This window comes from Blattabacterium cuenoti (genome assembly GCF_014252335.1).
Taxonomy (GTDB): Bacteria; Bacteroidota; Bacteroidia; order Flavobacteriales; family Blattabacteriaceae; genus Blattabacterium; species Blattabacterium cuenoti_AL.
Genome location: NZ_CP059218.1, coordinates 112,165 through 139,157, shown reverse-complemented (window position 1 = coordinate 139,157; position 26,993 = coordinate 112,165). Strand labels below are relative to the sequence as shown.

Annotated in this window: 25 protein-coding genes, 1 tRNA gene and 1 pseudogene; 10 read left to right on the top strand and 17 right to left on the bottom strand. The window is 24.2% G+C overall.

Annotated elements, in window-relative coordinates:
• The 5 genes from gyrA to H0H37_RS00645 all read right to left on the bottom strand — a co-directional run bounded on the left by gyrA (nt 1) and on the right by H0H37_RS00645 (nt 6,277).
• The gene (gene gyrA / locus H0H37_RS00665; protein ID WP_185882522.1) at nt 1-2,469 is read right to left on the bottom strand and encodes a DNA gyrase subunit A; all 2,469 of its coding nucleotides are present in this window, start codon (nt 2,467-2,469) and stop codon (nt 1-3) included.
• Between the two features lie 41 nt (nt 2,470-2,510).
• The gene (gene aroB / locus H0H37_RS00660) at nt 2,511-3,614 is read right to left on the bottom strand and encodes a 3-dehydroquinate synthase (protein ID WP_317168511.1); all 1,104 of its coding nucleotides are present in this window, start codon (nt 3,612-3,614) and stop codon (nt 2,511-2,513) included.
• A 641-nt stretch (nt 3,615-4,255) separates the two neighbouring features.
• Nucleotides 4,256-4,687, bottom strand: coding sequence for a nucleoside deaminase (locus H0H37_RS00655; protein ID WP_185882521.1), 432 nt, complete (start codon nt 4,685-4,687; stop codon nt 4,256-4,258).
• Between the two features lie 49 nt (nt 4,688-4,736).
• Nucleotides 4,737-5,339: a 50S ribosomal protein L25 gene (locus H0H37_RS00650; protein WP_185882520.1), complete on the bottom strand. Its 603-nt coding sequence runs from the start codon at nt 5,337-5,339 to the stop codon at nt 4,737-4,739.
• Nucleotides 5,336-6,277, bottom strand: coding sequence for a ribose-phosphate pyrophosphokinase (locus H0H37_RS00645; protein WP_185882519.1), 942 nt, complete (start codon nt 6,275-6,277; stop codon nt 5,336-5,338). The genes H0H37_RS00650 and H0H37_RS00645 overlap by 4 nt, the downstream gene beginning before the upstream one ends.
• A gap of 55 nt (nt 6,278-6,332) precedes the next feature.
• Between H0H37_RS00645 and H0H37_RS00640 the strand changes: the two genes are divergently transcribed.
• Nucleotides 6,333-7,133 carry a thymidylate synthase gene (locus H0H37_RS00640; RefSeq protein ID WP_185882518.1) on the top strand — a complete coding sequence of 267 codons (801 nt, stop codon included), beginning with the start codon at nt 6,333-6,335 and terminating at the stop codon, nt 7,131-7,133.
• Nucleotides 7,134-7,138: 5 nt separating this feature from the next.
• Here H0H37_RS00640 and thrC read toward each other — a convergent pair whose 3' ends face one another.
• The 3 genes from thrC to thrA are packed head-to-tail and all read right to left on the bottom strand — an operon-like array spanning nt 7,139 to nt 11,869.
• The gene (gene thrC / locus H0H37_RS00635; RefSeq protein ID WP_185882517.1) at nt 7,139-8,464 is read right to left on the bottom strand and encodes a threonine synthase; all 1,326 of its coding nucleotides are present in this window, start codon (nt 8,462-8,464) and stop codon (nt 7,139-7,141) included.
• Nucleotides 8,465-8,473: 9 nt separating this feature from the next.
• Nucleotides 8,474-9,415 carry a homoserine kinase gene (locus H0H37_RS00630; protein ID WP_185882516.1) on the bottom strand — a complete coding sequence of 314 codons (942 nt, stop codon included), beginning with the start codon at nt 9,413-9,415 and terminating at the stop codon, nt 8,474-8,476.
• 3 nt (nt 9,416-9,418) lie between these two features.
• Nucleotides 9,419-11,869: a bifunctional aspartate kinase/homoserine dehydrogenase I gene (gene thrA, locus H0H37_RS00625; RefSeq protein WP_185882515.1), complete on the bottom strand. Its 2,451-nt coding sequence runs from the start codon at nt 11,867-11,869 to the stop codon at nt 9,419-9,421.
• A gap of 197 nt (nt 11,870-12,066) precedes the next feature.
• Between thrA and H0H37_RS00620 the strand changes: the two genes are divergently transcribed.
• Together H0H37_RS00620 and ureC are read left to right on the top strand one after the other, a co-directional pair.
• A complete protein-coding gene (locus tag H0H37_RS00620; RefSeq protein WP_185882514.1) occupies nt 12,067-12,690 on the top strand; it encodes an urease subunit gamma in 624 nt (207 codons plus the stop codon).
• Nucleotides 12,691-12,714: 24 nt separating this feature from the next.
• Nucleotides 12,715-14,424 (top strand): urease subunit alpha, encoded by a 1,710-nt coding sequence (gene ureC, locus H0H37_RS00615; protein ID WP_185882513.1) that lies wholly within the window; start codon nt 12,715-12,717, stop codon nt 14,422-14,424.
• A 19-nt stretch (nt 14,425-14,443) separates the two neighbouring features.
• Here the strand turns inward: ureC and H0H37_RS00610 are convergent.
• Together H0H37_RS00610 and H0H37_RS00605 are read right to left on the bottom strand one after the other, a co-directional pair.
• Nucleotides 14,444-14,529: transfer RNA gene (locus H0H37_RS00610), tRNA-Leu, on the bottom strand.
• A gap of 23 nt (nt 14,530-14,552) precedes the next feature.
• A pseudogene (locus tag H0H37_RS00605) lies at nt 14,553-14,974 on the bottom strand (deaminase).
• Between the two features lie 14 nt (nt 14,975-14,988).
• On the opposite strand from H0H37_RS00605, the gene H0H37_RS00600 reads away from it, so the two are divergent.
• Entirely contained in the window at nt 14,989-15,765 is a 777-nt protein-coding gene (locus H0H37_RS00600) for a TrmH family RNA methyltransferase (protein WP_185882512.1), read from the top strand.
• A gap of 69 nt (nt 15,766-15,834) precedes the next feature.
• On the opposite strand, the gene H0H37_RS00595 is transcribed toward H0H37_RS00600, so the two are convergent.
• Nucleotides 15,835-16,311, bottom strand: coding sequence for a ribonuclease HI (locus H0H37_RS00595; protein WP_317168510.1), 477 nt, complete (start codon nt 16,309-16,311; stop codon nt 15,835-15,837).
• On the bottom strand, nt 16,298-17,089 hold the full coding sequence (locus H0H37_RS00590; protein WP_185882511.1) for a lysophospholipid acyltransferase family protein: 792 nt from the start codon (nt 17,087-17,089) through the stop codon (nt 16,298-16,300). Before H0H37_RS00590 ends, H0H37_RS00595 begins: the two co-directional genes overlap by 14 nt.
• A gap of 67 nt (nt 17,090-17,156) precedes the next feature.
• Here H0H37_RS00590 and fbp point away from each other — a divergent pair, with 67 nt between their 5' ends.
• Both fbp and H0H37_RS02795 read left to right on the top strand, forming a co-directional pair.
• Complete coding sequence (gene fbp, locus H0H37_RS00585; protein ID WP_185882510.1) at nt 17,157-18,158, top strand: class 1 fructose-bisphosphatase; 1,002 nt, start codon at nt 17,157-17,159, stop codon at nt 18,156-18,158.
• Nucleotides 18,159-18,290: 132 nt separating this feature from the next.
• Nucleotides 18,291-18,515 (top strand): ribonuclease P protein component, encoded by a 225-nt coding sequence (locus H0H37_RS02795; protein ID WP_185882649.1) that lies wholly within the window; start codon nt 18,291-18,293, stop codon nt 18,513-18,515.
• Here H0H37_RS02795 and H0H37_RS00575 read toward each other — a convergent pair.
• Both H0H37_RS00575 and pyrE read right to left on the bottom strand, forming a co-directional pair.
• Nucleotides 18,495-19,076, bottom strand: a complete 582-nt coding sequence (locus H0H37_RS00575) for a MarC family protein (RefSeq protein WP_185882509.1) — start codon at nt 19,074-19,076, stop codon at nt 18,495-18,497. The genes H0H37_RS02795 and H0H37_RS00575 overlap by 21 nt on opposite strands.
• A gap of 102 nt (nt 19,077-19,178) precedes the next feature.
• Nucleotides 19,179-20,555, bottom strand: a complete 1,377-nt coding sequence (pyrE, locus tag H0H37_RS00570) for an orotate phosphoribosyltransferase (protein ID WP_185882648.1) — start codon at nt 20,553-20,555, stop codon at nt 19,179-19,181.
• Nucleotides 20,556-20,619: 64 nt separating this feature from the next.
• Here pyrE and H0H37_RS00565 point away from each other — a divergent pair, with 64 nt between their 5' ends.
• Nucleotides 20,620-21,576, top strand: coding sequence for a dihydroorotate oxidase (locus tag H0H37_RS00565; RefSeq protein ID WP_238785500.1), 957 nt, complete (start codon nt 20,620-20,622; stop codon nt 21,574-21,576).
• 11 nt (nt 21,577-21,587) lie between these two features.
• Here the strand turns inward: H0H37_RS00565 and proS are convergent, their stop codons facing one another.
• A complete protein-coding gene (proS, locus tag H0H37_RS00560) occupies nt 21,588-23,075 on the bottom strand; it encodes a proline--tRNA ligase (RefSeq protein ID WP_185882508.1) in 1,488 nt (495 codons plus the stop codon).
• 63 nt (nt 23,076-23,138) lie between these two features.
• Here proS and rpmF point away from each other — a divergent pair, with 63 nt between their 5' ends.
• Genes rpmF through accC form a run of 3 tightly spaced genes read left to right on the top strand, consistent with a single transcriptional unit; the run spans nt 23,139 to nt 25,166 of the window.
• On the top strand, nt 23,139-23,327 hold the full coding sequence (gene rpmF, locus H0H37_RS00555; protein WP_185882507.1) for a 50S ribosomal protein L32: 189 nt from the start codon (nt 23,139-23,141) through the stop codon (nt 23,325-23,327).
• 18 nt (nt 23,328-23,345) lie between these two features.
• Nucleotides 23,346-23,798, top strand: coding sequence for an acetyl-CoA carboxylase biotin carboxyl carrier protein (gene accB / locus H0H37_RS00550; RefSeq protein ID WP_185882506.1), 453 nt, complete (start codon nt 23,346-23,348; stop codon nt 23,796-23,798).
• Between the two features lie 21 nt (nt 23,799-23,819).
• Entirely contained in the window at nt 23,820-25,166 is a 1,347-nt protein-coding gene (gene accC, locus H0H37_RS00545; protein ID WP_185882505.1) for an acetyl-CoA carboxylase biotin carboxylase subunit, read from the top strand.
• A gap of 33 nt (nt 25,167-25,199) precedes the next feature.
• Here the strand turns inward: accC and prfA are convergent, their stop codons facing one another.
• Nucleotides 25,200-26,294, bottom strand: coding sequence for a peptide chain release factor 1 (gene prfA / locus H0H37_RS00540; protein WP_394798457.1), 1,095 nt, complete (start codon nt 26,292-26,294; stop codon nt 25,200-25,202).
• An 11-nt stretch (nt 26,295-26,305) separates the two neighbouring features.
• Complete coding sequence (locus H0H37_RS02765; protein ID WP_238785499.1) at nt 26,306-26,533, bottom strand: DUF4293 family protein; 228 nt, start codon at nt 26,531-26,533, stop codon at nt 26,306-26,308.
• Between the last annotated feature and the right edge of the window lie 460 nt (nt 26,534-26,993).

Below are 26,993 nucleotides of genomic sequence, written 5' to 3'. Positions count from 1 at the left end.
TTATTTCATGTTATTAGTAACTTTATCTACATCAGCTATAGAATCATGATTTTTTAAATTAATCAATTTTACTCCTTGAGTATTTCTGCCCATTATTCTAATATCCAAAATGGGGATCCTAATGATGATTCCAGATTTTTTAATAATCATCAGATCATCTTGATTTGTTACATCTTTTATGGCAATTAAAAATCCTGTTTTTGAAGTAATATTAATCGTTTTAATTCCTTTTCCACCACGATTAGTAGTACGATATTCTGTTATATAAGATCTTTTTCCAAATCCTTTTTCCGAAACAACTAACAAACATTTTTTATCCTGCTGGTCTTGGTTGACACAAATCATCCCAATAACGTAATCTTTGTCATGCTTCACATGTATTCCAATTACACCAGAAGAATTTCGTCTAGTAGAACGAATATTTTTTTCTGAAAAACGAATAAGTTTACCGCTTTTTACTGCAATAAAAACATGACTATTCCCCTTAGTTAAAATAGCTTCTAATAAATAATCCCCTGTACGTATCACAATTGCATTAATTCCATATTTTCTAGGCCTTGAATAATGTTCTAAAGAAGTTTTTTTCACAATACCTTTTTTAGTTACCATTATGACATAATAATCTTTAATATATTCTGGATTTTTTAAATTTCCAGTTAATATATAAGCATTTACCTTATCGTTTTCTTCTAAATTAATAATATTTTGTATTGCCCTTCCTTTAGAAATTTTAGATCCTTCTGGAACTTCATATACTCTTAACCAAAAACATTTTCCTTTTTCTGTAAAAAAAAGAAGATATTGATGATTTGTGGCTATAAGAATATGTTTAAAAAAATCTGTTTTTTTAGAAACTAAAGCACCTATATTACCTACCCCACCTCTTCCTTGAAGTTTATATTCTGATAAAGAAGTTCTTTTTATATATCCAGCATGAGAAATAGTTAATACTACTTGTTCATTTTCAATTAAATCTTCTATATGTTGTGTTATTTTATCAGAATAGTTTATTTGTGTACGACGTTTATCGTGATATTTTTGAATTATGTCTTTTAATTCTTGTTTAATGATATCCATTCTGATATCATCTATTACCAAAATTTTTTTCAAATTATCTATTGTTTTTACTGACTGATCATATTCTATTTGAATTTTTTTAATTTCTAATGAAGTGAAATGTTGTAATTTCATATCTAAAATAGATTTTGATTGATCTTTAGATAAATTGAATTTATTCATTAATATTATAATAGCTTCATTTTTATCTTGAGCACTTTGAATTAATTCAATCATTTTATCTAAATTATTTTTGATAGATAATATAATTATCAAACCTTTTAAAATATGTACTCTATTTATTATTTTTTCTAATTCATATTTAGTTCTACGAATAATGACATTTTCTCTATGATCTACAAAATGTTTAATCAGTTCTTTAATATTTAATTGTACTGGTTTACCATTGACTAATGCTATAGCATTGACATTAAAAGCAGTTTGTAAAGATGTATGTTTAAATAAATTATTTAACAAAATATTTGGATTATGATTATGTTTTAATATATAAACAATTCTTAATCCATTTCTATCTGATTCATCTCTGATTTGAGAAATTCCTTCCATATTACCTTCTTTCATTAATTCTACAGTTTTATTGATCATTTCGGCTTTGTTAACTTGGTAAGGTATTTCATCGATTATAATGCATTTTTTCCCATTAATTTCTTCAAAATGAAACTTTGCTCGTAATATTATACGTCCTTTTCCAGTATAGAAGGATTTTTTTACTCCATCATATCCATAAATCACTCCACCAGTTGGAAAATCAGGGGCTTTAATATATTTTATAATTGTTTCTATAGATATATTTTTATTATCTATATATGCACAAATAGCTTGAATAGTTTCTGTTAAATTATGAGGTGGCATATTAGTGGCCATACCAACAGCAATTCCTGATGTTCCGTTGATTAATAAATTAGGGATACGTGTAGGTAAAACTTGTGGTTCTTCTATGGAATCATCAAAATTGAATTGCATATTGACCGTTTCTTTTTTTATATCTAATAACATTTCTTCAGCTATTTTTTGCATTTTAACTTCTGTATAACGCATAGCTGCAGGTGGATCAAAATCCATTGATCCAAAATTACCTTGGCCATCTATCAGAGGATAACGCATATTCCATTTTTGTGCCATTCTAACCATTGTTTCGTAAACAGAAATATCTCCATGTGGATGATATTTACCTAATACTTCTCCAACAATACGAGCAGATTTTTTATAAGATTGATTAGAAAAGACTCCTAATTGATACATTCCATAAAGTACTCTTCTATGTACTGGTTTTAATCCATCTCTAACATCTGGAAGTGCTCTAGCTACAATCACAGACATTGAATAATCTATATAAGACGATTTCATTTCATCTTCAATGTTAATAGATATTAATTTTTTTTCTTTTTTCATTTTGTAGAAAATATTTTATTAAATAAAGTAGTTATTCAATTTCAATGATTAGTTTTAACTTGAAAAAAACTTTCTTTTATTAATGAAATTGGAACTGCACAATTATAAGAGCAATATCCAATTTCTTTTAATAATGAAAATAAAAATTTATTATTTTCATTTTTTTTATCATGTTCCATAATTAATAAAATATCATTTATATCATCATTAGATAGTTGATTTATTATCTCTTGTAAAGAATATTTATTTAAAATAAAATATTTTATTTCTTGATAATCATTGATATGTAAATCATTGATTTTGTATGAAATCCATGATTCGTAAATCATACCCATCGCAATTGCTACTCCATGTAATAAATATTTTTTATTTGGATTTTTCATAAACAAACTTTCTAATGCATGTCCTATAGTATGTCCAAAATTTAAAATTTTTCTCAATCCAATTTCTGTAGGATCTTTTTCCACTATATTAGTTTTTATTAAAATAGATTCATAAATTAAATTTTGTGTAGGAATAATATTATCATCTAATTCTTTTGTCAATTTTATCCAAAAAGATTTATCAAAAATTAATCCATGTTTGATCATTTCTGCTTGTCCTGATATTATTTCATATTTTGAAAGAGTTTTTAAAAAATTAGGATCAATTATTAATAATTCAGGATGATAAAACGACCCTATTTCATTTTTAATATTTCCAAAATTTATTCCAGTTTTATTTCCAATAGATGCATCCACCATGCCCAATAATGTTGTAGGAATATTAATAAATCTAATTCCTCTCTTAAATACAGAAGCAGAAAATCCTCCAATATCTGTAATTACACCACCTCCTAAATTAATTAATACACTACTTCTATTAGCTTTAAATTTTTCAAAATTTTTCCAAATAAAAATGCAAGTATTTAAATTTTTTTCTTGTTCTCCTGGTGAGATTTTAATAATATGAGATGTATCTAAAAAATTTAGATAAGATATTAAAATAGGAAAACAATATTTATAAGATAAATCATCTACTAATATGAATAAATTTTTGCCATAATCTCGGTGATTTTTATTCAGTAAATATTCATATAATTTTTGATATCCATCTTCATTAAAATATATAATTTGATTATTATTCTTATTATTCTTATGCATCATATAATATTGTTACATTACGTATTTTTATCATTTAAATTTGCTATTATTTTAATCAACAAAATAGAAAATTTTGTATAACCAAAAAATTAATAAAATAATAGCAATTATTACGTATTTTTATCATTTAAATTTGCTATTATTTTAATCAACAAAATAGAAAATTTTATATAACCAAAAAATTAATAAAATAATAGCAATTATGATGAACAATATATTTGGAAACCAACCTAAAGTATTAACTAATTTAAATAAACAGCTCATATAGCAAAAATATGAGTAAATATTTTAATACTAAAAAATAAATTATATTCAAATGTCATAATTTTGTAAATGTACAAATTATTCAACATTTATTTTTTTATACTATACTACTTTTTATTAGCTATGATGTTGAATAAACAGAATATAGTATGTTTATGACCAGGTGATTATATTTTATTTCCTGCATAACTTTTTGGTTAAGTAATATGCAAATATGAATATGTTTATATATAATGTTCCTTTGTTTGTTATAATTATTATTTAACATTTTTGGAAATATGCAAGTATATTGGATTGGATAGGTAGGATAGGATATCAATCTGTCAAATTACTATTATATTTTTTGTTATTCAACTATTATTATTTATTCTATTCAATAATTAATCTAAATAAAATTTATAAGTTCTTTTAAATAAAAAAAATTTTTTTATAATAACACTACATTCATTTTTCATAATGCCAGATATAAATTGTGTCTTTGGATGAAGTAGTAATCTAGTAGAGAAAAATCCTCTTTTAACATTGGTTGCTCCACATATTACTCGTCCAATTTGTGAAAAACATAACGCACCAGCACACATTATACATGGTTCCATAGTAACATATATAGTACATTCTTGTATATATTTTTTGTTAAGAAAATTAGATGCTAACTTTATTACTAATAATTCAGCATGTGCTGTAATATCATTTAAACTTTCTGTTAAATTATGTGCTCTAGCAATCACACAATCATTACAAGTAATAACTGCACCTATTGGAACTTCATCTTTATGAAACGCAATCATAGCTTCTTGAAGTGCCAGTTGCATAAATTGTAAATCATGGTCATTGTTATTATTTGTTTTTTTGATATTTTGTTTATTTATTTTCTTTATTGTTTTCTTCTAATGTTTCTTTATTATCAATTGTACGTGTTGGTTTCACTTTTGCAATCAAAGTATTCATAGAATGCAAAATTATATATTTTTTATTTTTATAAATATCTTTTACAATAATTTTATCTCCAATATCTAAATAACTAATATCAAATTCTATATATTCTGGACAAAATTTTGGTAAAGTTTTAACTTTTAATGTCCTTATTAAGGAGTAATACACCCCACCTTTAGCAACTCCAATGGATCTTCCAACAGATTGAATAGGAATATCTAAAATGATAGGTTTATTTTCATTGATTTTAAAAAAATCTACATGTATAATTTTATCACTAACAGGATCAAATTGAATTTCTTTTTTAACAGCTGTGATTTTTTCTTTTTCACCTTCTATTTGTAGAATAATATAATATATATTAGATTGATATATAAATTTATTCATAGAATCTAAAGAGATTGAAAATGGTATGGGTCTATCTATATATTTTCCATATAAAATGCAAGGGATCTCACCATATTTTCTAATTAATTGTGATGCTTTTTTTCCTGTATGTCTTTTTTTACCATATACATTTATATATTTCATATAATAAATTTCTTACTTATAGATTCTTCATTATGTACAGATTTCATAACTTCTGCAAATAACGGTGCACAAGATAATACTTTTATTTTATCTATTGTATTGTTATGATTATTTATGGGAATTGTATCAGTGACTACCAATTCTTTAATATAAGAGTGTTTAATTTTATTATATGAATTACCAGATAAAATAGGATGTGTAGCGATAGCTCTAACACTTTTTGCCCCTTTTTGTTGAATAAGATTAGCAGCTTCAGTAAGAGTACCAGCAGTATCTACGATATCATCTATTAATATGATATTTTTTCCTTTTACATCACCAATTAAATTCATAAATTCAATTTCATTTGCTTTTTTTCTTTCTTTATAACAAATCACTACATTTGTTCTTAAGTACCCAGCATAACTTCTGGCTCTTTTTGCACCCCCCATATCAGGAGAAGCAATAGTTAATTGATCCATATTCAAATTTTTTATATATTCAATAAATATTCTAGAAGCATATAAATGATCTACTGGAATATCAAAAAATCCTTGAATCTGATCTGCATGTAAATCCATAGTCATAACTCTAGTTGCACCTGATGCAACTACTAAATTAGCAACTAATTTAGAAGCAATTGGAGTTCTAGGTCTATCTTTATGATCTTGTCTGGCCCATCCAAAATATGGTATAACTAATGTAATATTATGAGCAGATGCCCTTTTTGCTGCATCACACATTAATAACAATTCCATTAAATTATCTACTGGAGGAAAAGTAGATCCAATTAAAAAAACTCTAGCACCACGAACGGATTCTTCAAAATACAGTGTATATTCTCCGTCACTAAATTCTAAAAAATTAATTTTTCCTAATAACTTACCATAATGATAAGCTATATGTTTTGATAATTTTAATCCACTTCTTGTAGAAAAAAAGAGAACCTTTTGATTCATATTTAATTTTTTTATCTTTTTATCACAAAAATACTCAAGAATTAAAAATTTAATAATGAAACAGTATCTAAATTTATTAAGAAAAGTATTAACAAAAGGTACAAAACAAGTAGATCGTACAGGAATAGGAACAATCAGTTTATTTGGAGCTCAATTAAAATTTGATTTAAATAAAGGATTTCCACTAATAACTACAAAAAAAGTAAATATAAAAGCAATTATTTATGAATTGTTATGGTTTTTAAACGGAAAAACTAATGTACATTATTTAAATAAAAATAAAGTATTTATTTGGAATAAATGGGCGAATGAAAATGGAGAACTTGGCCCAATATATGGATTTCAATGGAGAAAATGGCCAACATATGATGGAAAATTTATTGATCAAATAGACAATGTTATAAATATGATAAAATTCAATCCTGAATCAAGACGTATAATAGTTTCTTCTTGGAATGTAGGAATGATTAAACAGATGAAATTACCTCCATGTCATATTATGTTTCAATTTTACGTGAATAAAAATAAACAAGAATTATCTTTGCAATTATATCAAAGAAGTGCAGATTTATTTATTGGATTGCCTTTTAATATTGCTTCTTATGCTTTATTACTTATAATGATATCTCAAATTGTACATTTAAAAGCAAAAGTATTAATTCATACCATTGGAAATGCTCATATTTATAATAATCATATAGAACAAACTAAAATTCAGCTTAAAAGAAGCCCAAAAATATTGCCAACTATGATTATAAATCCTGATAAAACAAATATTTTAGATTTTAAATTTGAAGATTTTGAATTAAAAAATTATAATCCTTATCCTCATATTAAAGGAGATGTTGCAGTATAATAATGTTAATTTGTTCGTGTTATTAACCAATTTTTAAAAATATTAAAATCTTTAGGAAGAGATATTGTATTTTTCTTTTGTATATTTTTTTTAAAAAATTTTTGTTTTAAATACATTATATTTTTTTGTAATATAACAGGCATTTTATCAACAAATTTGACAGGATGAGCCGTTTCCAAAAAAATATAACTTTCTGAAGTATGTTTCGTATTTTTATTTTTTTGTAAATATTCTTTTAATCCTAAATAACCAATAGCGCCATGTGGATCTAATATATATTGATATTTTTTCCAAACCAGATTAATTATAGATAACGTGTCTTTATCTGTAAATGGATATGCTATTAACTTATTTTTTAATTTATTGATATCTTTTTTATATAAATGCCAGATTCTAGCAAAATTACTTGGATTAGATATATCCATTGCATTTGATATAGTTTGCTTAGATAAAAAAGGATGATACTTACCAGATTGTAAAAATCTTGGAATAGTGTCATTAATATTAGTAGAAGCAATAAAATATTTAATAGGTAATCCCATTTTTTCTGCAATCATTCCTGAAAACATATTACCAAAATTCCCACTAGGAATTGAAATAATTATATTTTTATTTATATTTATTATTTGTTTATATGCTAAAAAATAATAAACTATTTGTGGTATCCATCTAGCTATATTAATTGAATTTGCAGAAGTAAGATTATATATTTTTTTAATATCCCGATCTAAAAATGCTTTTTTTACAATATTTTGACAATCATCAAAATTTCCTTGTATTTCTACTGAAAAAATATTGTTTCCTAAAGTATTAATTTGTTGTTGTTGTAATTTACTTATTCCTTTATATGGATATAGAATAATCACTTCAGTTCCATCAATTTGATCAAATCCTTTAGCTACTGCACCACCAGTATCTCCAGAAGTAGCAACTAAAACTGTTAAAAATCCACATTTTTTAACTTTATAAAAATAATTTAAACATTCTGACATAAATCTAGCTCCAATATCCTTAAACGCTAAAGTTGGTCCATGAAATAATTCTAAAACATAAATATTATCATGAATCATTTTCAGTGGAATATCAAAATGGAAAGTCTTTATTATCATTTCATATAATGCATTATATGATATATCTTTACCAACAAATTGTTTAATAACTTGCATAGCAATAGTATATATATCATGTTGATATATATTTTCTATAAAATTGTAATTTAATAAAGGAATTTTTTCAGGAAAAAATAATGTTCCATCTGTTGCTAAACTTGTTAACACTGCTTCTTGAAAAGAAATTCTAGATTTTTGATTTTTTAAACTATAAAAAAACATATTATTACATCAAATCATTTTTATACATTGAACTCCTTTTTTATTAATAGGAGAAGTATACGTTTTATAATCTATTCTTAAAGGATCATATACTCGATTCATCATTTCAGTAACTTTTTTTGCGGTATAATTTCCTTTACTTAGCATGAATACTGATGGTCCTGATCCTGATATTCCTCCACCTAATGCACCTATTTTTTTACATTTAATTTTTAGTTCGTAAAATGCTGGAATTAATATTGCTCGTATAGGTTCTACAATAACATCTTCTAAAGATCTACTAATTAATTCGTAATTTTCTTGATATAAACCAGCAACCAATGCGCCAATATTTCCCAATTGACGTATAGCATCTGTCATTAATATTTTTTGTTTTAAAATATTTCTTGCATCTGAAGTTTTAATTTCAATTTTAGGATGTATAATGCTAACCCATAATTCTCTTGGACAATGTAATTTAGTAATGTCTAATGGTTGGTAACTTCTTACTAATGTAATGCCTCCTAAAAGAGCTGGTGATACATTATCAGCATGTGCTGTCCCACTAGATACGCGTTCACCTTCCATTGCAAAACGAATCAGTTGCATTGTATTAAAAGGATTTCCTAATAAAATATTAGCCCCAAACACTACTCCTGCTGCACTAGCTGCACTAGAACCAATTCCACTTCCAGGATGAATATTTTTAATTAATTCCAATTCAAATCCTATTATTTTATTTTTATTATTATTGTATTTATTTAATAATGCTTGTAAAGCAACAAATGCAACATTTTTATTTGGATTTTCTGGTAATTTTGATCCATATATTCTATTCATTCTAATTCCTGGATCATTAGATTTATACAAAAAAATTTCATCAAATGGAAATTGAAGTGAGAATCCTAATATATCAAATCCACAAACAAAATTAGCTACAGTTGCAGGTGATAATATTTTTATTCCGTTCATATTTTATTTAGTAGCTTTGATAATATCCGAAAAAATACCAGAAGCTGTTACGTCAGCACCTGCACCTGCACCTTTAATAATTAATGGTTGTTTAGCATAACGAGATGTATAATATAATACCATATTATCTTTTCCATCTAATTGATAAAATGGATGATTTATTGGAACATATTCTAATCCAACAGTTGCTATTCCTTGTTCATAACGTGCAATAAAACGTAATTTTTGTTCTTTTTTTTCGGCTTTGATTCTTATTTTTATAAAATAATCTCTATACTTATGTAATTCTTGATAAAGAATATTAATAGATTTTGCATTTAAACAACTTTTAGGTAAAAAAGAGTTGTTTATAATATCACTTAATTCTAAAGGACTACCACATTCTCTTGCTAAAATAAGAATTTTTCTCATTACATCTAATCCATTTAAATCTATTCTTGGATCTGGTTCTGTGTATCCTTTAAATTGTGCTTCTTTAACTACTTCTAAAAAAGTTTTATTTTCTACAAAATGATTAAAAATAAAATTTAAGCTTCCAGATAATACAGATTCAATTTTATTAATTTTATCTCCACTATTTATAAGATCGTTTAAAGTACTTATTACTGGTAAACTTGCTCCAACATTTGTTTCAAATAAAAATGGAGCTTGAAAATGTCTAGCAAGATTTTTTAATTTTTTATAATATTCATAATTAGAAGAACAAGCGATTTTATTACAAGTAATAACTCCAATTCCATTTTGCAAAAATTTTTCATAAGTCATTGCCATATCTTCACTTGCTGTATTATCTACGAATAAACTATTTCTAAAATTAAATTGCCAAACTTTTTTTATAAAAGAACATATATTCATAGTATCTCCATTATTTTCAAAATGATTTTTCCATTGTGATAAATTAATACCTTCTTCATTAAACAACATTTTTTGACTATTTGCTAATCCAATAATTCTAACTTGTAATTTTAATTTTTTAATAAGATAATTTGTTTGTTTATAAAGTTGTTCTAATAATTTACTACCAACTTTTCCTACTCCACAAATAAAAAGATTGATTTGTTTAGGTGGTCTTTCAAAGAATGCTTCATGCAAAGTATTTAAAGCTTTTTTAAAATCAGTTTTTTTAATAACTACTGAAATATTTTTTTCTGTAGAACCTTGAGCAATCGCTCTGACATTGATACTATTTCTTCCTAAAGATGAAAACATTTTTCCACTAGTTCCATGAAGATTTTTCATATTATCCCCCACTACTGCAATGATACATAAATCTTTTTCTATCCTTAAAGGATCAATACATTTTTTGTGTATTTCTTTGGCAAATTCACTATCTATAACAGATTTAGCTTTGATTACATCTAAATCATGTATACCAGTTGTAATTGAATGTTCTGAAGAACTTTGTGTAATAAAAATAACATTAATTTGTTCTCTTGATAAAGCTTCAAATAAACGTTTTGAATAACCTGGAATTCCTATCATGCCACTTCCTTCTAACGTCAATAAAGATACAGATTGAATACCGGATATACCAATAACTGGTTGATTGATATTAATATTTTTATTCACATAAATTAAAGTTCCTTTATCTATTGGAGAAAAAGTATTCTTTATTTTGATAGGAATATTTTTTTTCATTGCTGGTTGTATAGTAGGAGGATAAATAACTTTTGCTCCAAAATGAGATAATTCCATAGCTTCTTCATAAGAAATTTCTTTAATAGTAAATGCTTGATTCACTATTTTTGGATTTGCGGTCATCATACCATTAACATCAGTCCATATTTCTAAAAAACTTGCAGATATAGCAGCTGCTACAATAGAAGCTGTATAGTCAGATCCACCTCTTCCAAGAGTAGTAGTTTCATGTTTGATTGTGGAGCCTATAAAACCTGGTAATACAATATATTTAGCAGTTTTTTCTTCATTAAAAAATTTAACAATATGATGATTGCTTGTTAAAAAATCAACTTGTGCACATCCAAATTTAGCGTCAGTAATAATTAAATCTCGACTATCTTTACAAATGGCATATAATCCAACTTGTTTGAGTTTTTCTGCAATTAAAAAAGAAGAACTTAGTTCTCCAAAACTCATGATTTTATCTAAAGATCTTTTTGATAATTCTTCTACTTGAAAAATTCCATCACATAAACATTCTAAATTATTAATTTTTTTTTTTATCCAACTAATTACATGACTTTGATAAGAAATTGGAAATAATTCTCTAATCATATTTAAATGACGAATTTCTATTTTTTCTATAATATTTTTATATATATTTTGTCTTTTAGCAGCAAATTTTCCACATTGTATTAACTGATCAGTAATGTTTTCCAAAGCAGAAACTACAATTGCATATTTTCCTTCAGTTTTTTGTTCTAATAAATAACAAATACGTTTAATTGAATCTGCATGAGCAACAGAACTACCTCCAAATTTTAAAACTTGCATTTTTTATAAAAATTTTCCAATTTTTTATCTGATAAAAATAGAAACAAAAATAAGTATAATTAAAAAAAATTTAATTTTTTATGTAAAAAAAGTAAAATATTTAAAATCTAGTTTTTATAAATTAAATTAAATTAAACAATGAAATAAAATTCTTTATTTTTGATTTTTGATTGATAACAAATAAAATTATATGATTTATGCATTTAACTTTTGATGAGAAAGAAAAACTTCTTCTTCATATGGCTGGTATATTAGCAATAAATCGTTTAAAAAGGGGCTTAAAATTAAATTATCCAGAATCTATAGCACTAATTACATATTATGTAATGGAAGGTGCACGTGACGGAAAAATGATAAAAGACATAATATATGAAGCAAAAAATATTCTGTATGATGATCAAGTAATGGATGGAATTTATGAACTTATTAAAGATATTAAAGTAGAAGCAACTTTTCCAGATGGAACTAAATTGGTAACAATTCATCATCCAATCAAAAAAAGAAATTTAAAAAAAATAAATACTAAAATTATACCAATACCAGGAGAGTATAATTTACTTAAAGATGACATTACATTACTTCCTAATAGACATAGAATAACAAGAATTGTATCAAATAAAGGAAATAGACCTATTCAAATAGGATCACATTTTCATTTTTACGATACTAATTCAATGTTATCTTTTGATAGACAAGGAACTAAAGGTTATAGATTAGATATTGCTGCTGGAAGATCTATTCGTTTTGAACCAGGAGAAATGAAAAAAATTTCATTAGTTCAAATGGGAGGTAATAAGAAAATTATTGGATTTTTAAAATAACAAATTATATACAAACAACACAATATGACAAAAATGAATAGAGAATCTTATTCTAAAATGTACGGGCCTACTAAAGGGGATAAAATTAGATTAGGTGATACTTCATTATGGATTGAAATTGAAAAAGATTATACGGTATATGGTGATGAATGTGTTTTTGGAGGTGGAAAAGTAATTAGAAACGGAATGGGACAAAATGCATTAGGAATGAAAGATAATGGCATTTTAGATTTAGTATTAACAAATGCGATTATTATTGATCATTGGGGTATTATAAAGTCTGATATTGGGATACGAAATGGATTAATTGTTGGAATTGGAAAATCTGGTAATCCAGATATTATGGATGGAGTTCATAATAATATGCACATTGGATCAGGTACTGAAGTTATATCAGCAGAAAATTGTATTGTTACATCTGGAAGTATAGATTGTCATGTTCATTATATTTGTCCTCAATTATTTGAAGTTGCATTAGAAAATGGAACAACAACTATAATTGGTGGTGGTACAGGTCCAGCAACTGGTAGTATTGCAACTAATTGCACATCTGGAATTTGGAATATTCAAAATATGTTTCATAGTACTGATCATATTCCTATTAATTTTATGTTTTTAGCATGTGGAAATAGTTCTAATCCTATTGCTTTAGAAGAACAAGTATTATATGGTGCTGGTGGATTGAAAATTCATGAAGATTGGGGCTGCACTCCATCTGTAATTGATCAATGTTTAAAAATATCAGATAAACTAGATATTCAAGTGAATATTCATACAGATTCATTAAACGAATCTGGTTATGTTGAAGATACTTTAAAAATATTCAATAATAGAACTATTCATACTTATCATACAGAAGGTGCAGGTGGTGGACATGCTCCAGATTTATTAAAAGTAATATCTCATTCGAATATTTTACCTTCATCTACAAGTCCGACTCTTCCTTATACTTGTAATACACTGGATGAACATTTGGATATGCTTATGATATGTCATCATTTAGATTCTAATCTACCAGAGGATGTGTCTTTTGCACAATCTAGAATTAGATCTGAAACAATTAGTGCAGAAGGTGTCTTACATGATTTAGGAGCTATCAGTATGATTAGTTCAGATTCTCAAGCAATGGGAAGAATAGGAGAAATTGTAAAAAGAACTTGGCAAACGGCAGATAAAATGAAAAAAGAAAGAGGTGGTTTAGGGGATGATGATAAAAATGAAAATGATAATATAAGAGTTAAAAGATATATTTCTAAATATACTATTAATCCTGCAATCACTCATGGAATATCAAATTATGTAGGATCAATTAAAATTGGAAAAATGGCTGATTTAGTAGTTTGGAAACCAGCTTTTTTTGGAGTTAAACCTGAATTAGTAATTAAAAGTGGAATGATTGTATATGCTAGTATTGGGGATCCAAATGCGACTATTCCAACTCCTCAACCATTTATGTATAGAAAAATGTTTGGTTTTTTTAATCCTAAATTAAGTAGCGTTTTTATTTCACTCTCAGCTATAAATCATGGATTTATAGAAAAAAATAATATTAAAAAAACATTAAAAATTATTCAAAACTGTAGTAATTTATCTAAACACGATATGATATTAAATGGAGAAACTCCAAATATAGAAATAGATCCAATAAATTATAGAGTGTATATAAATGGCAAAAAAATTACATCTCAACCATCCTCTATTTTACCTCTTTCTCAAAAATATTTTTTATTTTAATTTTTAATATCGTTAGTAGTACCCAGAGCGGGATTTGAACCCGCATGATATCATTAAATCACTGAATTTTGAGTTCAGCGCGTATACCTATTCCGCCATCTGGGTCTGTATATGAAATATGATGTATTTTAAATAAATTTGTTAATCAAAATTTTTGCTTTTTTAAAAAAAATTAATTGTTCTTCTATATTATCATTTTCATTGTCATATAAATAGACTATTCTTTGAATTTTAGATTGATAAATTAATTTACTACATTCTTTACATGGAAAGTGTGTAATATATAAAGAAGAATTTGTACATGATAATGATGAAGAAGATAATTTTAAAATTGCATTAGCTTCTGCATGTAATACATACCATTTTGTGTTTCCATGTTTATCCTCACATAATGTATCAAATTCTTTTGGAGTATTATTATAACCATTTGATATAATTTGATTTTTATTAACAATAATAGCTCCTACTTTTTTTTTTTACAAATAGATAATTTAGACAAATTTATTGCAATTTGTAAGAAAATTTCATCGTATTTTTTATTTATTTTCATTATATGAACAATATATGAACAAAATAGTAAGAAATATAAAAATAAAAAAATTAATAAAAATTTATAAACAAAACAAAAACTTTTTTTTTGTTGAAGGAATTATGGAATTTACAATGGCTATCAAAGGAAATTATATACCCAATAAAATATTTATTTGTAAAGATATATTTGATCATTATAAGATTATACAGTCATTTCATTCAATTATTATTTTTATTAGTTTAAAAATTTTTCAAAAAATAGCATATAGAAAAAATTCAGGAGGAATTATTGGCCTTTTTAAAAAATTAATTTTAAAAAAATTAAGAAATATTACTCCTCCTAAAAATTCTTTAAGTGTAATATTAGATGGAATTGAAAAACCCGGAAATTTAGGATCAATATTTAGAACTGCAGATTCTGCTGGAGTTCATTTTATTATATGTTGTGATTTACAAACTTCCATATTTAATCCAAATGTAATTAGATGTAGTTTAGGTAGCGTGTTTACTAAACACATTATGATAGAAGATAAACAATCCATTTTAAATTGGTTAAAAGAACATAATATTGAAATAATTGCCACTAGCACAAACGTTAATAAATATACAACAACACATTTATATGAAACTTATTTTTCTTCTTCTTTAGCTATTGTATTAGGATCAGAAACTAAAGGATTATCTCAGTTTTGGTTACAAAAATCGAATAAAATAATGAAAATTCCTATGTTTGGATTTATAGATTCTCTCAATGTTAGTAATGTTTTTTCTATTATTATATATGAAATAATAAGAAGAAAAATATTATAAATAGTATTTAATATAATTAATGGAACAATTAACTTATTTGTTTGTGTTTTTCATAAATGTAATCTATTTTTAATTTTTTTTTTTAACTGCCATTTCAGCTAGACGATCACAATAATCATTAATATAATGATATCCATGTGACTTCATCCATTGAAAAAAAATAAAATGTTTTTTAAACACTTTTAAAAAACGAATCCATAAATCAATATTTTTTTTATTTTTAAAATTATTTTGTTCCCATGTATAAATCCAATTTTTATTAATTGGATTTATAATGTATTTAGAATCTGTAAAAACAGTAATATTTTGTCTATTTTGAGGAATTTTTTCTAATCCAACTATCACAGACAATAATTCCATTCTATTATTAGTAGTATAACGATATCCTTCAGATATAATTTGTCTTTTATAATTTTTATTTTCTAAAAATTCTTCTATAAATATACCATATCCACCAGGTCCTGGATTACCTTTAGAAGAACCATCTGTATATATATGTATTTTTTTTCCTTTAGCAATATTTTTTATTGTATCAATATTTGTCACTATAAAATTGTTCTAATTGAAATTTGATTAAATTAAAACATTTTTGTTTTAAAATATTTTTTTCTTTTAAAGAAAAATTCTTAGTAGAAATAGAATGATGTTGCTTAATTCTTATTTTGCCTGGTTTACCTTTTAATAATGCAAATTTAGGAAACTTTGTTTTTATATCAGCTATTGTAAATATCACTATAGGAATTTTTTTTATTATAGCAATAGCAAAGGCTCCACTTTTAAAATTTCCCAATAAAATAGATGGATTTGGAACCCTTCCTTCTGGAAAAAGACAAATACTTTTGCCATAATCTATTTGAGATTGTATTTTTTTAAAAACTTTTTTACAACTTGATAAGCTATTTCTATCTAATAGAATATTACTATTTTTATAAACAAATCCAAAAAATGGTAATTTAGCTAATTCAGCTTTTCCCACAAATACTAAAGGATGATGTCTCATTAAAGAATAAATTAACATAATATCCATAATAGAAGTATGATTACTAATTATAACATATTGTTTTTTTTTATCTAATATTTCTTTATCAGTTTCTAATACATACCAAAATCCCATCAAAAAAAGATTAGATCTTGCCCACATTTGATGAAACCAATAAACTATTGGATAATTTTTATCATGAAATAAAAAAGGAATTGAAGCACCTGCCCAAAACGGAACTAATATAATATTAATTAATAGAAACCAAATATGCCATAAAATAATTAATAAATTATAAATCAATAATTTAATAAAATTACTAATAATAAAAAAAAATTTTTTCATTTCAAATAAAAATTTATAACTTTTTTTGTTGAAAAAAAAACAGTATAGTTAAATATTTTTTTTCATCATGTATACATTAGGAGAATTTATTATAGATAATAAAGATCGTTTCTTGTATTCTACAGAATCCTTATTAAGATTATTTAGTTCTATTAAATTAGCAGCAAAAGCTATTAATAAAGAAGTGAATAAAGCTGGATTAACAAAAACCATTATAGGGAGTACTGGAATTATAAATATACAAGGCGAAAAACAACAAAAATTGGATAATTATGCACATAAAGTATTTATTGAATCTTTAAAAAGTAGAAATGTAGTTTGTGGAATAGCATCTGAAGAAGAAAAAGATTTTATTATTATCAAAGAAAAAAATGATAATTGTTCTAAAAATGAATATATCGTTTTACTTGATCCACTAGATGGTTCATCTAATATAGATGTTAATGTTCCTATTGGAACAATTTTTTCTGTATATATAAGAAAATCATCTGTTAATATTACGTTAGAAGATTTTTTGCAAGAAGGATATAGACAAATTCTTGCAGGATATATTATATATGGATCATCTACAATATTAGTTTATACAATTGGCAATGGTGTATATGGATTTACTTTAGATCCTACTATTGGAACTTTTTATTTATCTCACCCAAATATTTCTTTTCCAAAAAAAGAAAAAATATATTCTATTAATGAAGGAAATTATGATAAATTTCCTATAGGAATCAAACATTTTATTAAGTATTGTCAAGAAACTAACGAAAATAGGCCATATACTGCAAGATATATTGGGTCTTTGGTAGGTGATTTTCATAGAAATATGATACAAGGAGGAATATATATATATCCTAATCATTATGATTGTCCACATGGAAAATTAAGATTACTTTATGAATGTAATCCAATAGCATTTTTAACAGAACAAGCGGGAGGAAAAGCTTCTGATGGGACTACAAGAATTTTGAATATCAAACCTAGTTCGTTACATCAAAGAACTCCATTTATTTGTGGCCCTATAAACATGGTTAATAAATTAGAGGCATTTATGAAAACAAACTATTATGAATAGTTCATTAAAAATTAATGTTATAAATATTATAAAATATGGAAAATTATTATATAATTTTCCTATAAAACTGCAATATATTTCAATAGATCAAAAAAAATCAAATAATTACTTAAAAACTAAAATTGTTGGAATATTAATAAAAAAAAAGTTTTTAAAAAGGCAGTTCATCGAAATAAAATAAAAAGATTATTTAGATCAGCTTATGTATTAAATAAATATATTTTAGAAAATAAAATACATAATAACAAAATTTATTACATAGTTTTTATTTATCAAGGTAGTATTTTACCAACATTTCATGTAATAAATTTTTCATTGAAGAAAATCTTTATAAATTTAAAATTTTTTGTGAAATAAATCACTGATATTAGCTCCAAAAATTTTCACTGCAAAAGCTAATAAAATAATTCCAAATATTTTTTTTACAATATCTAATCCATTAGCACCTAATTTTTTCGCAATCATATCACATTTTTCTAAAACAAAATAAACTACTATCATATTTAAAATCAAAGACATAATAATAATCGAAACATTATACGTAGTTTTCAATGATATCAATGTAGTTAATGATCCAGGACCAGCAATAAGAGGAAATGCTATAGGAACTATAGATGTTTGTGCATTTTTTTGTACTTTATGGATATCTATTCCTAATATCATTTCTAATCCAATTAGAAATAATACAAAAGATCCAGCTACAGAAAATGATTGAACATCAATACCAATAATTATTAATAAAGGTTCTCCTAAAAAAAGAAAAGATAAAAATATTATCAAGGATGTTATAATTACTTTTTTAGTTTCTATAATATTTCCTTTAGATTTAAATCCCATAATAATAGGAGCATTACCTAAAATATCGATAATACTAAACAATATCATGAAACAACTAACTAATGAATTTATCCATTTCATATTTTCAAACTGTATTCAACGCTTTTTTATATCGAGGTTTATTTTAAAATTATAAAATAAATTTATATTCATTACTATCATATAAATAAAAAATATTTTTTTTTAAAAGTCATTTTGATATGCTTTCCATCCTTCATATCTATATTTTTTTGCAAAAAATGTTGGATATTTAGATTTATAAATTGCTTTTCCGACTATAATAAAATCGCTTTTATATTGTGTTATAGCTTGATAAGGAGTAATATATGATAAATGTTGATTATTATTATTACTAAGATGAGTAGATGATAATAAAATTCCTGGTGTAAATAATAATAATCTATCATCTACTTTTCTTTGTGCAACAGTCCCAATGACTGTAGAATTTCTCAAAGAAATATTTAAAGATTTTATTACAAATTGATTATCAGAGATTCTTTCATAAGATGACATTTCAGATATAGTGACTAATGCCATAGTATATGGAATATATAAATTATTTATGCTATTTTCTCCTGCAATAAGATGTGTAGACACAATATCTGCCCATGAAGAAATTTTATGTATTCCATGATGTAATTGTAAGTAATTTGTGTATCCAACATCACATAATTTTTTATCCTCAAATATTAAAAAATTTTTTTCTATAGCAATTTTTTTTAGTTTTTGAATAAAAGAATATGAAAAATCACGAATAATATCAACATGCAGTTTTAATACACAAATTAGATCTCCTATTAAATGTGCTAAATTCAAAATTTGATTAGAATATATAAGATCTGCAGAAAAAATTAAGTTAGTTTTCTTTTTAATTGTAATATCAAGAAGTTTTTTTCCTATTGGATGAGAAATATTTTCTTTTTTTTCTTCATAAGACAGTCTTTTATTTTTATATTTAATATTCTTTTTTTGTTTTAAAAATTTGTTAATATAATATAATTCCTGTTGTTTGAATAATTTTTTATTTTCTAATATTTTGATTACCTCACCTATTTTAAATAGTGTATTAATTTTAAATCCTTTATTTTTTATATTTTCTATTCCTCCTTGTTCACGATCTAAAATTGATAATATGTTGTTAATTACTAATCCTTCTTTTTTCAACCCTTCTGCTGTATTTAATAAACTATCACCACTAGTTATAACATCCTCTATAAGAAGACAATTTTGTCCTTTTTTATAAATCCCTTCAATCATTTTTTGTGTTCCATATCCTTTATTATCTTTTCTTTTAATAATCAAAGGAATATTAGATCTAATTGATAAAGTAGTTGCAATGGGTAATGCTGCATAAGGAACTCCACAAATTAATTCAAAATTATAATATGAAATTGTATGTAACAGTAAATCTGATAATTTAATTAATAAATTAGGTTTTGAAGCAATAGGACGAAAATCAATATATATAGGTGAACTATATCCACTTTTTAAAGTAAAGTTTCCAAATTTCATTATTCCTAAATTATAAATTTTTAAAACAAATTGTTCTTTTTCTTTTATCATAACAAACCTTTTTTATCAAGTTAAAAATTTTATTTTTTGTTATTAACTTTAAAATTATAAAATGATGACAACAATAGATATAGATATATCCACTAATATAAATGCAATAAAACTAGATTCATGTATTATGAATGCATCAGGCATTTTTTGTTCTACAGAAAAAGAATTAAAGAATCTTATGAAAGATAATTATTCAGGAGCAGTAGTTACAAAAAGTTGTACTATAAAAAAAAGAAATGGTAATCCTATTCCTAGATGTTTTCAATGGAAAACTGGAAGTATCAATTCTGTTGGATTAGCTAATCTTGGAATTGATTTTTATCTTTCATTTTTAGAAAAACAACATTTACAAAAACCTATTTTTTTATCTTTATCAGGATCTTCTTTTGAAGAAACTTATGTTTTATTACAAAAAACAAATCCATATTCTGATTTCATTAGTGCTATAGAATTAAACTTATCTTGTCCAAATATTTTAGGTGAAAAAACACTTTTGGGTTATGATTTTCATAACATGCCGTATTTTTTTGATAAATTATTTAACTTATATAATAATCCTGTAGGAATTAAACTACCACCATATTTTAATGAATATGATATAGAAAAAATTTCTTCTATATTGAATAAATATCCAGTTTATTTTGTTACCTGTGTTAATAGTTTACCAAATGGTTTATTTATTAATGTAGAAACAGAAACTATAGTCATTAGACCAAATAAAGGATTTGGAGGAATAGGTGGAATAGGAATCAAACCATTTGCATTATCTAATGTACGACAATTTTATAATTATCTTAGAAAAGATATTCCAGTTATAGGATGTGGTGGTATCAAAAATGGTAAAGATATTTTTGAGCATATATTATGTGGGGCATCTGCTGTTCAAATAGGAACTCAATTTTTGATTGAAGGAATTACTGTATTTCATAGATTATTATTTGAATTAATAGAATTATTAAAAAATAAAAATTATTTTTCTTTAAAAGAATTTCAAGGCAATTTGAAGCAAATTAAATAATAAATAATTAATTAGTAAGATTTGGCAAAAATTACTCTTTGATCAGATGGATTACCAGAATAAATACATTTACCACCAATTTTTAAATTATCATTATTATTAATAGGAATACAACGAATTGTTGCTTCTGTTTCTTCTTGAATCTGTTTTCCTGTCTTTATTGTTCCATCCCAATGAGCAAATATAAATCCTCCTGTATTACGTATTTTTTGTTTAAATTCATCATAATTATCTAATGTGTAAGATAAATTATTTATTCTATTGACAGCTTTTTCATATATATTTGTTTGAATTTTTTTAAGAAGTGTAGATATCAACGATGCTATTTTATCTAATGACATATAATCTTTTTTATATGTATCTCTTCTGAATAATTCTACTATTTGATTATTAATTTCATGTGGTCCTATGCTAATTCTGATTGGTATTCCTTTCATTTCATATTTGTGGAATTTACATCCTGGAGTCATATATTGATTTTTATCATATTTTACTCTAATTCCTTGTTTTTCTAAATTATTTTTTAGTCTATAAACTATTGTGTTTATTTGATTAAATTCTGTTTGATTTTTAAAAATAGGAATAATAATAACTTGTATTGGGGATATTGTTGGAGGTAAAATTAAACCATGATCATCTGAATGTAACATTACTAATGCTCCTATTAATCGTGTAGATATCCCCCAAGAAGTCCCCCATACGTATTCTGTATTTCCATTTTTAGTCATAAACTTGACATTAAAGGCTTTTGAAAAATTTTGTCCTAAAAAATGAGAAGTAGCGATTTGTAAAGCTTTTCCATCTTGCATGATAGATTCAATACAATAAGTGATATCAGATCCAGAAAATTTATCCATATTTGGTTTTATTCCTTGTATAACTGGAATAGCTAAAAATTTTTCAGAAAAATTAGTATATATATTTAATATTTTTTTAGCTTCATACATAGCTTCTTCTTTTGTAGCGTGAGCTGTATGTCCTTCCTGCCATAAAAATTCTGAAGTTCTAATAAATAATCGTGTTTTCATCTCCCATCTTACAGCATTTCCCCATTGATTGAAAAGAATAGGTAAGTTTCTATAAGATTGTATCCACCTTTTATAGGTTGGCCAAACAATGCTTTCTGAAGTTGGTCTAATAATTAATTCTTCTTTTAATTTAGCATCATCATCTATTTCAAATTGATTTTTATATTGTTGTTTTTTTAATCTATAATGAGTGATGACTGCACATTCTTTATTATGAAAGTGGTTATTTTCTTTTTCATCAAAAAATAAAGAATATTTTGGAATTACAAGTGGAAAATAAATATTTTCATGTCCAGATTCTTTCAACATTTTATCTAATTCTTTTTTCATGTTTTCCCAAATAGAAAATCCATATGGTTTAATAATCATAAAACCACGAACTCCTGAAAATTCTGCTAATTCAGATTTAATAATAATATCATTATACCATTTAGAATAATCTTGGCTTTGTTTGGTTAACGAATAATTCATATTAATAAATATAAAAATAATTTCATTATTATAGTAACTTAGTAATTTATTATAATTTTTATTATGGCACATCCTAAAAGAAGACAATCTAAATCAAGACGAAATAAAAGAAGAACTCATTTAAAAGTAAACATACCTTTATTGTCTAAATGTTCTTTAACTAATCAAAAATATTTATATCATCATGCATATTGGAAAAACAAACAACTTATTTATAAAGGAAAAGTAATTTTTATTAAAAACCAAAAATGATATGTTTCATTGAAAATTATGGATTTAAAAGAAATTAAATCTTTGATTAAAGTAGTTTATAAATACGAAATTGATGAAATCAAAATACAAATAGGAAAAACTACAATTTCTATTAAAAACAACATTTTTTTAAAAAAAAAAAATTATAAATTAGTTAATCAAAATAATAATCAAGAACAATATTATTCTGTTTCAGATTCAGAAAAAAATTTTAATAATAATGGATATTTTACAATTAAATCTCCAATGATTGGAACATTTTATAGAAGATCAAATCCTAATCAAGATCCTTTTGTAAAAATTGGTGATAATGTTAAGATAGGAACCAAAATTTGTATTATAGAAGCAATGAAATTATTTAATGATATTGAATCGGAAGTTGAAGGTAAAATTGTAAAAATATTTGTTGAAGATTCCACCCCAGTTGATTATAATCAACCTTTATTTCTTATTAAAATTAATAATAATTAATCATCTATTTCTTGATTTTGTATGTTTAAAAAAATATTAATTGCAAATCGTGGAGAAATTGCTTTAAGAATTATAAGAACAGTAAAAGAAATGGGAATAAAAACGGTAGCAGTATATTCTACGGCAGATAAATATAGTCTTCATGTATATTTTGCAGATGAAGCTGTTTGTATTGGTCCTCCATCTCCATATTTATCATATTTAAATGTTCCAAATATTATTTCAGCCGCAGAAATAACTAATTCTGATGCAATTCATCCAGGATATGGTTTTTTATCTGAAAATGCATATTTTTCTTATATGTGTAAGAAACATAAAATTAAATTTATAGGGCCTTTACCAAATCATATTATTCAAATGGGAAATAAGATTTTAGCTAAACAAACTATGAAAAAAGCTGGTATTTTATGTATTCCTGGAACTGAATGTTTAAAAGAAAAATATTCATATAAAGAAGTAGAAAATCTTGCAGAAAAAATAGGATATCCTATTGTGATCAAATCAGTTTCTGGAGGAGGAGGAAAAGGAATAAGATCTGTTTTTAAAAAGAATGATTTAAAAAAATCTTGGGAAAATGCTCAAAAAGAATCTTTAATATGTTTTGGAAAACCAGATTTATATTTAGAAAAATTAATTATTAATCCAAGACATATAGAAATACAAATTATTAGTGATAAATATGGACAAACATGCCATTTATCAGAACGAGATTGTTCTATACAGAGAAGAAATCAAAAATTAGTAGAAGAAGCTCCGTCACCTTTTTTAACTCCGTATTTAAGAAAAACAATGGGAGAACAAGCAGTTAAGGCAGCTGAATTTATTAATTATGAAGGAATAGGAACAGTTGAATTTTTAGTAGATAAAAATACAAATTTTTATTTTATGGAAATGAATACCAGAATACAAGTAGAACATGCTATTACTGAAGAAATAACTGGATTAGATCTTGTTCAAGAACAAATATTTATAGCAAATGGCAAAAAAATATCAGGAAAAAATTTTTATCCAAACAAATATTCAATTGAGTGTAGAATTAATGCAGAAGAATCTAAACAAGAATTTCGTCCATATCCAGGAAAAATTACTCAAATGCATTTACCTGGTGGTAAAGGAGTTCGTATTGATACTCATATTTATGCTGGATATAATGTGCCACATTATTATGATTCTATGATTGCAAAGATTATTACTACAGCAAATAGTAGAAAAGAAACTATTGAAAAAATGCGTAGATCATTAGATGAATTTGTCATAGAAGGTATTAGTACCACTATTCCTTTTCATATACAAATGATGAAAAATCATTTTTTTATACAAGGAGATTATAATATTAATTTTATAGAGACAATGTTATCAAATTATTGATTTATATAATATAAAATAAATATTTATTATTGTTTATTGTATATATTTTTCTTTTAGACAATCTATCATTTTTTGAATATTTCCATTCATAAATCCTGTAATATCATAAATTGATTTTTTTACTCTATGATCTGTTACTCTTTTGTTTGGATAGTTATAAGTTCTGATTTTAACTGACCGATCTCCAGTAGAGATTAAACATTTTCTTTGAAAAGATCTTTCTTGACATCTTTTATTCATTTCTTGTTGGAATAATCTAGCTCTTAATACATTCATAGCCTTTTCAAAATTTTTATGTTGAGATCTTTCTTCTTGACATTCAACAGTTATTTTACTTGGTATATGAGTTAATCTAACTGCTGATTCTGTTTTATTCACATGTTGTCCTCCAGCTCCACTAGATCTAAATGTTTCTTTTTTTATATCAGTTAGATTGATTTTCATTTCTAATTCTTGAATTTCTGGTAATACTGCTACAGTAATTGCTGATGTATGAATTCTACCTTGAGATTCAGTTTTTGGAATTCTTTGCACTCTATGTACTCCAGATTCAAATTTCAGATTGCCATACACATTATCTTTATTATTACTGCCACTACTGACTTCTAATATAATTTCTTTATATCCTGTGGATCCACTTTTTTGAGCATGCATTATTTTATATTTCCAATGCATTTGTTTAAAATACATAATATACATTCTTAATATTTCTTCAACAAATAGACACGCTTCATTTCCACCAGTTCCTGAACGTAATTCTACTATAGCATTTCTATTATTATCATTGATATTTTGTGATTGTGATGAAGATGAAAAAGTATGATTTAATTTATTTTTAAAATATAATATTTCTTCTAATATATTTTTTTTTTCTGCAGATGCTATATTTATCATTTCTGGATCTGTATCATGTTCTAAAATAGAATTGAGCTCATTTAAATATGATAATTTATTATTATATTCATTATAATAGTTTATCCATTTTTCTATTTTTTTATATTGTTTTAATAATTTGTGATATTTTTTTTTATTATATATAATGTTAGGAAGAGAAATCAATTTTGAAATTTGATCAAATTCTTTTTTAAATACTTCAAATTTTTTATTCAATGATGAATTTGTAATCATGTCATGATTAATTATCGTATTCTATTTGATGATTTAATTATTTTTATATTTTTTTTGATTGATTTATTCGATAATAATAAAAACAATATAGAAAATAATAGTAAACAAATAAGTAGAGAACTATTTAATTCTTTATTGAAATAAGTGAATAATAAAATTACTATACTATTTACACTATTAAAAAAAATATTTAAAATATTTAATATTATTTGTAATTTATTATTTTTGCAAAATAACATGCTAGAAACTGATAATATAAAACATATAATCAAGAATAAATCAAAAAATATATTAAAAGAAAAATTTAATAATATAGAAATTAAAATTAGTAAAGATGATATAAATGTATAAATATTTTGTATTCTACAGAACATATTAGTTAGTTATATATTAAGTATTATATATTAAGTTAAAAAATTTTTTTGTATAAATGTATAAAAATTTTGTATTATATTCTGCATAATATATTAGTTATAATTAAGTTCAAATTAATTTTGTATAATTGTATTTATCTTATTTTGTATAATATTTTATCGTATATAGTATATTATATATCGTATATCATGTTATTATAATATAAAATTTTATCCAATTACTTATTACTTATACTTACTTTATGTTTGATATTACTGAATTAAAAAGTAAAAAACTTTTTGAATTACAGGAGATTGCTCGTTCTTCAGGATTAAAAAAATGTAC

Coding starts and splice junctions, on each gene's coding strand:
- gyrA (WP_185882522.1), bottom strand. CDS start 2,469: ATGAAAAAAGAAAAAAAATTAATATCTATTAACATTGAAGATGAAATG.
- proS (WP_185882508.1), bottom strand. CDS start 23,075: ATGAATTATTCGTTAACCAAACAAAGCCAAGATTATTCTAAATGGTAT.
- H0H37_RS00650 (WP_185882520.1), bottom strand. CDS start 5,339: ATGAAATATATAAATGTATATGGTAAAAAAAGACATACAGGAAAAAAA.
- H0H37_RS00590 (WP_185882511.1), bottom strand. CDS start 17,089: ATGAAAAAATTTTTTTTTATTATTAGTAATTTTATTAAATTATTGATT.
- H0H37_RS00640 (WP_185882518.1), top strand. CDS start 6,333: ATGAAACAGTATCTAAATTTATTAAGAAAAGTATTAACAAAAGGTACA.
- thrA (WP_185882515.1), bottom strand. CDS start 11,869: ATGCAAGTTTTAAAATTTGGAGGTAGTTCTGTTGCTCATGCAGATTCA.
- H0H37_RS00630 (WP_185882516.1), bottom strand. CDS start 9,415: ATGAACGGAATAAAAATATTATCACCTGCAACTGTAGCTAATTTTGTT.
- accB (WP_185882506.1), top strand. CDS start 23,346: ATGGATTTAAAAGAAATTAAATCTTTGATTAAAGTAGTTTATAAATAC.
- H0H37_RS00620 (WP_185882514.1), top strand. CDS start 12,067: ATGCATTTAACTTTTGATGAGAAAGAAAAACTTCTTCTTCATATGGCT.
- H0H37_RS00565 (WP_238785500.1), top strand. CDS start 20,620: ATGATGACAACAATAGATATAGATATATCCACTAATATAAATGCAATA.
- aroB (WP_317168511.1), bottom strand. CDS start 3,614: ATGATGCATAAGAATAATAAGAATAATAATCAAATTATATATTTTAAT.
- accC (WP_185882505.1), top strand. CDS start 23,820: ATGTTTAAAAAAATATTAATTGCAAATCGTGGAGAAATTGCTTTAAGA.
- H0H37_RS00645 (WP_185882519.1), bottom strand. CDS start 6,277: ATGAATCAAAAGGTTCTCTTTTTTTCTACAAGAAGTGGATTAAAATTA.
- thrC (WP_185882517.1), bottom strand. CDS start 8,464: ATGTTTTTTTATAGTTTAAAAAATCAAAAATCTAGAATTTCTTTTCAA.
- H0H37_RS02765 (WP_238785499.1), bottom strand. CDS start 26,533: ATGTTATTTTGCAAAAATAATAAATTACAAATAATATTAAATATTTTA.
- H0H37_RS00575 (WP_185882509.1), bottom strand. CDS start 19,076: ATGAAATGGATAAATTCATTAGTTAGTTGTTTCATGATATTGTTTAGT.
- H0H37_RS00600 (WP_185882512.1), top strand. CDS start 14,989: ATGAACAAAATAGTAAGAAATATAAAAATAAAAAAATTAATAAAAATT.
- fbp (WP_185882510.1), top strand. CDS start 17,157: ATGTATACATTAGGAGAATTTATTATAGATAATAAAGATCGTTTCTTG.
- ureC (WP_185882513.1), top strand. CDS start 12,715: ATGACAAAAATGAATAGAGAATCTTATTCTAAAATGTACGGGCCTACT.
- rpmF (WP_185882507.1), top strand. CDS start 23,139: ATGGCACATCCTAAAAGAAGACAATCTAAATCAAGACGAAATAAAAGA.
- H0H37_RS00655 (WP_185882521.1), bottom strand. CDS start 4,687: ATGCAACTGGCACTTCAAGAAGCTATGATTGCGTTTCATAAAGATGAA.
- prfA (WP_394798457.1), bottom strand. CDS start 26,294: ATGATTACAAATTCATCATTGAATAAAAAATTTGAAGTATTTAAAAAA.